Annotated in this window: 4 protein-coding genes and 1 tRNA gene; 3 read left to right on the plus strand and 2 right to left on the minus strand. The window is 72.7% G+C overall.

Going from position 1 to position 6,452, the window contains the following annotated elements; genetic code table 11:
• From VGD70_RS30480 to VGD70_RS30490, 3 genes are all read left to right on the plus strand, one after another.
• A partial coding sequence (locus VGD70_RS30480; protein ID WP_331087445.1) for a hypothetical protein occupies positions 1-694 on the plus strand: 694 nt, incomplete at its 5' end.
• Positions 695-778: 84 nt separating this feature from the next.
• A tRNA-Ala gene (locus VGD70_RS30485) sits at positions 779-852 on the plus strand.
• 233 nt (positions 853-1,085) lie between these two features.
• Positions 1,086-3,860, plus strand: coding sequence for a PQQ-dependent sugar dehydrogenase (locus VGD70_RS30490; protein ID WP_331087447.1), 2,775 nt, complete (start codon positions 1,086-1,088; stop codon positions 3,858-3,860).
• A gap of 93 nt (positions 3,861-3,953) precedes the next feature.
• Here VGD70_RS30490 and VGD70_RS30495 read toward each other — a convergent pair whose 3' ends face one another.
• Positions 3,954-4,748, minus strand: coding sequence for an enoyl-CoA hydratase/isomerase family protein (locus VGD70_RS30495; protein WP_331087449.1), 795 nt, complete (start codon positions 4,746-4,748; stop codon positions 3,954-3,956).
• 64 nt (positions 4,749-4,812) lie between these two features.
• Positions 4,813-6,345 (minus strand): dolichyl-phosphate-mannose--protein mannosyltransferase, encoded by a 1,533-nt coding sequence (locus VGD70_RS30500; protein WP_331087451.1) that lies wholly within the window; start codon positions 6,343-6,345, stop codon positions 4,813-4,815.
• Between the last annotated feature and the right edge of the window lie 107 nt (positions 6,346-6,452).

Consider the following 6,452-nt stretch of genomic DNA (forward strand, 5'->3'; position numbering starts at 1 on the left):
AATGGGATCCGGCGTTCTCTTGGCCGCTCTGGTCGTGTTGTGGTTCGTCGTGCTGGTGCCCATGGTGGTGACCCGCGGCGACGCGCAGGGCGCTCGAGCGGAGTCGGCCGACTCCGGCCGGACGCTTCGGCGACGGCGCACCGTGGACCCGGCGGTGCACGCCGCCACCGAGCGCGTGGCCGTCGACCGGGACCTGCTGCGCACCAGCGGTGAACTGCAGGTCGACGTGCACGCCCTCCGCCGGCGCACCCTGGGCGGACTCGTGGCGCTGGCCGCCCTCTCCCTCCTGGCCGCGCTGGTCTACAGCCCCTGGCTGTGGACGGTGCAGGTGCTGCTCGATCTCGCGGTCGTGGGTTACGTGCTGGTCCTGCGCAAGGTCGCCCGCCGGGAGCGGTTGGCCGCGCGCCGGGCGGCCCGTGCCGCGGCACGCGAGGCGTTGCGCACCCCCGCGGTGCGGACCGTGCCGGCCCAGCGGGCAGCGGCCGCGGCCCACGAGACCGTGGCGCAGGAGAACCTGCCGCACCCGAGCGTTCCGCTGGCCCCGGTGCACCCGCTGCATCCGGGTCGCGTGGTGGCGGCGCGCACGCCGGCCCCCGTCGGCTGGCAGCACAGCGCGGTCGTGGGCCTGGACGACGACGACATCGGCTTCGCCGACATCGACGAGTACCAGCCGCGGCGGGCGGCCAACGCCTGAGGTCGCTCGCATCGCGTATCCGGCTCGCCGGCACCGCCCCGGTGCCGGCGCCGGAGAGCCGGGGCGGTATTCTCATCGCTCGAAGGGGCTGTGGCGCAGTCCGGTAGCGCACCTCGTTCGCATCGAGGGGGTCAGGGGTTCAACTCCCCTCAGCTCCACACCTTCACAGCACCACCAGCCGACGCCGTCGGGGCACCCGCCCTGGCGGCGTTCGTGCGTCGTGGACCGCGGTCGGCGGAGGGGGTGCCCACTCAGAGTGACGACACTCAGGCGGGACGGGCCCTACAAAAGGCTATCCCTGATAACTCATTGTGAGCGCCGCGTTCGCGCTGATTAGGTCCGCGCCATGAACGGGGTCCTCAGTCCGACAACTCGCCAAACCCTGGCCGCGGTGGTGCGCATCGTCGTGATCGCAGCGATGGTCGCCACCGCGGTTGTGGTCGCCGGTGGCGGGACGGCGCAGGCTGCGCCGTCCCTGCCTCCGGGTTTCACCGTGCGTGACATGCCCACCGGGCAGAGCGAGCTGCTGACCGACTTCGCCTTCGCACCCGACGGGAGCTACTTCACGACCGGCAAGAACGGCCGGGTGGCCTGGGTGTCGGCGGAGGGCGCGACCCGGACGGTCGCGAATCTTCCGGTCGTCACCGTGCAGGACCTGGGTCTCAGCGGCATCGCCGTGTCACGGGACTACCTCACGTCCCGGGTCATCTACCTCGCCCGCACCCTCAGCGTGAACGGGCAGTGGACGATGCGGCTGAGCGCGGCGACGGTGCTGGGGACGCCCCCCACCTCGCTGGCTCCCGAGCGGGTCATGTGGGACCTGCCGATCAACACCGACGTGCACACGATCACCGGCATCGAGGCTGCCGCGGACGGCACGCTGTGGGTGTCACAGGGCGACGCCGCCGACTTCCGCTTCGCCGACCCCCTGGCGCTGCGCGCGCTCGACATCAACTCCGGCTACGGCAAGATCCTGCACATCACGCCGGACGGCCGCGGGGTGAGCACCAATCCCTTCTACGACGCCGCGGCGCCGAGTTCGTGGAAGAGCCGCGTCTACGCCAGCGGATTCCGCAGCCCCTTCCGCTTCAGCCTCGATCCCACGACGGGGGCCCCGATCGTGGGCGACGTCGGCTGGGAGACGTGGGAGGAGGTGAACCTGGTCCGGCCCGGCGCCAGCTACGGGTGGCCGTGCTGGGAAGGCAACACCCGGACCCCGGCATACCGGGACATGGCCGGGTGCGCCGGCGTGGGCAACGCCGCTCCGCTGTGGACCTACGTGCACGGCCCGTTGGGCACCAGCGTGACCGGCGGCATCGTCTACACCGGCTCGTCGTACCCCGAGCAGTACCGCGGGGCCTACTTCTTCGGCGACTACGCCTCCCAGCGGGTCTACAGCCTGCGCCACGACGCCCAGGGCAAGCTGACGCGGCAGCCGGAGGCCGGTGGCTTCGGGGTGGAGAACGGCCTGCCGGTCAAGTTCGCCGCGGCCGAGAACGGCGACATCATCTACGGCGACATCGGCGGCTCCCGGCTCAAGAGGCTGATCTACGCCGCAGGCAACCGCCCGCCGACCGCCGAGGCCGTGATCACCAACGACCCGGCGTCGCCGCGGTCCTTCACGTTCGACGCCAGCAAGTCCATCGACCTCGACGGCGGGGCGCTGACCTACCGCTGGGAGTTCGGTGACGGCGCGTCGGCCACCGGCGTCCGGGCCACCCACGCCTACGGGGGCACCGGAACGACGTCGGTGACCGCGCGGCTGACCGTCACCGATCCGCAGGGCGCCTCCGGGACGACGACGTTCACCGTGGCGCCGGGCAACCGGGTGCCCGTGCTGTCGGTCGTCGCCCCGCAGTCGACCCAACGCTATGCGGTGGGGGAACGGGTGCAGCTCACGGCGACGGCATCCGACGCCGAGGACGGCCCGAACCGGCCGGTGACCTGGAGCGTCGTGCTCGTGCACTGCAGCGGTGGCTACTGCCACGACCACCCCGGCCAGACCTTCACCGGCGGGACCTACGACGTGCCCTTCGAGGACCACGGCGACCAGACGCGGCTGCAGATCACCGCGAGCGCCACGGACAGCAACGGGGTGCGTGCCGAGTACATCTACGTGGCTGAACCGCGGCTGCGGACGCTGACCGTTGCCGCCTCGCCGCCGGCCGCCATCACGGTGAACGGTGCGCCGCGCGCCACCACTCAGGTGACTGCAGGCGCGAGGGTCTCGCTCATCGCGCCGACCGTGGCCGCGGACAACGTCGCCACCTTCGACCGGTGGAGCGACGGGCAGACGGCGCGGGAGCGCGTGCAGGTCATGCCGGACGCCGACCTCACGTTGAGCGCCACCTTCGTCACGCCGATCGACCGCCGGTACGCCACCGACGCGGCGGTGCGCACGCTGCTGGGCGCGCCGACGGCGCCGGAGGCCGGGGACGCGGGGCTGCGCTACCGCACGTACGCCAAGGGTCGGATGTACTGGACGCCGGCGGCCGGCGTCCACGAGGTGCACGGGCTCATCCTCGCGGCCTACCTGAACACCGGCGGGCACGTCGTCTGGGGGGCTCCTCTGACCGACGAGCTACCGGCGGCAGTGGGGGCAGGGCGTTACAACAACTTCGCCTGGGACGGTGCGGCCTTCTACTGGTCCGCCGCGACCGGCGCGCACGTCCTGCACGGGGACATCGCCGCTCTGTGGCGGTCCATGGGCGCCGAACGCAGCATCCACGGATTCCCCCGTAGCGACGAGTTGTCGACGCCGAACGGGCGAGGCCGCTACAACAACTTCCAGAACGGCGGCATCTACTGGCGGCCCGGCGTCGGGGCCCGCAGCGTCTTCGGCGCGATCTACCAGAAGTGGGGGGCGCTGGGCTACGAGCGTGGGTTCCTCGGCTTCCCGCGCACCAACGAGACGGTCACGCCGGACGGTCGCGGCCGCTACAACCACTTCGAGGGTGGATCGGTCTACTGGACGCCGCAGACCGGCGCGCACGAGGTGCACGGCGCGATCCTGACCCGGTGGCAGCAGCTGGGCTGGGAGCGCTCGTACCTCGGCTACCCGACGAGTGACGAGTTCGCGATCAGCGGTGGCCGGCGGGTCAACTTCGAGCGCGGCTACATCACCTGGACGGCGGCCACCGGACGCTTGCTGGACCGCCGGTACTGAGCGGCTCCCGGGGCCGGCCACGGCGGCCGGTCCCGGAGCCGCCGGGGCCGCCGGGGCCGCCGTCGATCGCCGAGCCGGGCGGCGTCGTCGGGCTCAGCGGGCGTTGCGGAAGTCCGGCGCCCGCTTCTCGACGAACGCCCGGACGCCCTCGCGGCCCTCCGGATCGGCCGCCGACTCCGCGATCAGCCGGGCCTCGTCGTCCAGCTGCTCCTCCAGGCTCCGCGTGGCCGCCCGGCGCACCAGCGCCCGGGTGCGCACCATCGCGCGAATCGGGCCGGCGGCCACCTCGTGCGCCACCCGGGTCACCGTCGACTCCAGGTCCTCGTCATCGACCAGGCGGGCCACCAGGCCGCTCAGGTGCGCCTCGGCCGCGGTGAGGCTGCCGTTGGTGAGCATCAGGTCCAGTGCGCGCGGAGCGCCCAGCGCGCGGGCGAGGGCCCAGGAGGTGCCTCCGTCGGGAGAGAGGCCGAGGGCGCCGTAGGCCGGCCGGATCTTCGTGCGCCGGGCGCAGACCACCACGTCACAGGCCCCCACGAGCCCTACGCCGGCCCCGGCCACCGCACCCTGCACGCCGGCGACCACGGGCACCGGGCAGTGGAGCACGGCCCGGATGACCTCGTGCCAGTCGTGCGCCAGCTGCCCGATGAAGGCGCCCGGGTCCTCGGCGTCGGCGAAGGACCGCACGTCCCCGCCGACGCAGAACCGTGGGCCGTTGGCCAGCAGCAGCACCACCCGCGTGTCCGCGGGCCGCGTGGCGAAGGCCGTGCCGAGCTGGGCCGCGAGTGCGGGGGTCAGCGCGTTGCCCGTCTCCGGGCTGTCCAGGGTGATCCGCCAGAGGTCGCCGTCGGCCTCGGTGAGCACCAGGGGCCGGCTCTGCGCGTCGGTCATCGTCGTTCCTCCGTCTGCGGCTGGTCCGGCCACCGTAAGGGCTCGGCGATCGGCCCGCGGAACCCTAGAACCAGGACGGGAACCACATCCGCCGTAGCCAGTCCGCGTGCGACAGGGGCTCCCCGGTGAGCACGGGCAGGAAGAAGACGAACGTCGCGGCCACCAGCGATACGTAGAGGCAGACCGCACCCAGCCCGACCTGCCGGCGCAGGGAGTCGGCGCCCGTGCTGCCGATGACGTCCTGCAGCACGAGGGTCACGGCGAGCACGAAGAAGGGCACCGCCGGCGCCATGTAGAAGATGAACATCGTCCGGTCGAGGTTGATGAACCAGGTGAGCCAGCCCGCGGCGATGGCCACCACCACCGTCAGCGCCGCCGGATCCCGCCGGGCGACCATCCGCCAGAGGGTCCACAGCAGCGCGGGCGCGAACGCGAACCACAGCGTCGGCGTCCCGACCATCAGGATGTAGCGGACGACCTGGTCGCCGGCGGGGTCGATGAGCCCCTGCGGGTTCCAGAGCAGGATCGGGCGGCCGTCCACCAGCCACGACCACGGGCCGGACTCCCACGGATGCGGTGCGGACAGGCCGTTGTGGAACTCCAGCCACTTCGCGTGCTCGTGCCACAGCGAACGGAGGGCGTCGGGAACGAAGGGGAACGCGGTGTCGGGGTGCTGCTGCGCCCACGCCTTGCCCTGCGAGGTCTCACCCAGGAACCAGCCGGTGAACGACGCGAGGTAGGTCAGCACCGGCACGGCGGCCAGCGCCCACAGCGCACCGGGCAGCCCCCGGCGGAGCGTCGTCCTGGTCGGCCTGCGCACGCCGGCCTCGCGCCAGGCCGCCCGGTCCCAGAACAGCGCGAGGACGGCGAAGAAGGCCAGGAACCAGATGCCGCTCCACTTCACCGCACACGCGGCTCCGAAGAGGAACCCGGCGGCGATCCGCCAGCCGCGCGGGCCGATCCGGAAGCCCGCGGCCGGCACGTCGGCGACGGCGCGGATCCTGGCCCGCACCCGGTCGCGGTCGATCACCAGGCAGGTCACGGCCGACAGCACCAGTACCTGCAGGAAGCTGTCGAGCAGTCCGATCCGGGACAGGGTGAAGGACAGACCGTCCAGCGCCAGCAGGAGGCCGGCCAGCAGCCCGAGCAGGGTCGAGCCGGTGAGCCGCCGGGTCAACCGCACCAGGACGACGACCGCGACCGCCCCGGCCACCGCGGAGGGAAAGCGCCAGCCGAAGGAGTTGTAGCCGAACAGCTGCTCGCCGACCGCGATCAGCCACTTGCCCAGCGGCGGATGCACGATGAAGGAGTAACCGCGGTTGTACTCGAAGCCCCACGTCAGCAGTTGCTGCGCCTGTGGCGGGTAGTAGGCCTCGTCGAACAACAGGTCGCGGGGGTAGGTGATGCCCCAGAGCCGGACGGCCAGGCTCGCCACGCCCAGGATCGCAGTCAGCACCCAGGACAGGCGGGCATCGTCGGGCAGTGGGGGAGTGCGGTCGCGGCGGGTCGATGGCACCGGCCGACGGCGCACCGGAGCGGGCGGGTGCGGGCGGAACGGCACGGCCGCCGGTGGCACGGTTTCCGCCGGCGCAGCCATGGCCGCCAGGGTAGGTGGACCATCTACCGTTGCCGTCGTGACAGGCTCGGAGGCGTGAGCGGACGGTTGGTGCTGGGCGGCGCCCCCCTCGGGCAGCCCGGCGACGT

The sequence above is a fragment of the Actinophytocola sp. genome (assembly GCF_036402745.1).
Taxonomy (GTDB): domain Bacteria; phylum Actinomycetota; class Actinomycetes; order Mycobacteriales; family Pseudonocardiaceae; genus Actinophytocola.

Bases quoted from the DNA above. Each gene is read 5' to 3' on its own strand.
- VGD70_RS30495 (WP_331087449.1), bottom strand. From the start codon at position 4,748: ATGACCGACGCGCAGAGCCGGCCCCTGGTGCTCACCGAGGCCGACGGC.
- VGD70_RS30500 (WP_331087451.1), bottom strand. From the start codon at position 6,345: ATGGCTGCGCCGGCGGAAACCGTGCCACCGGCGGCCGTGCCGTTCCGC.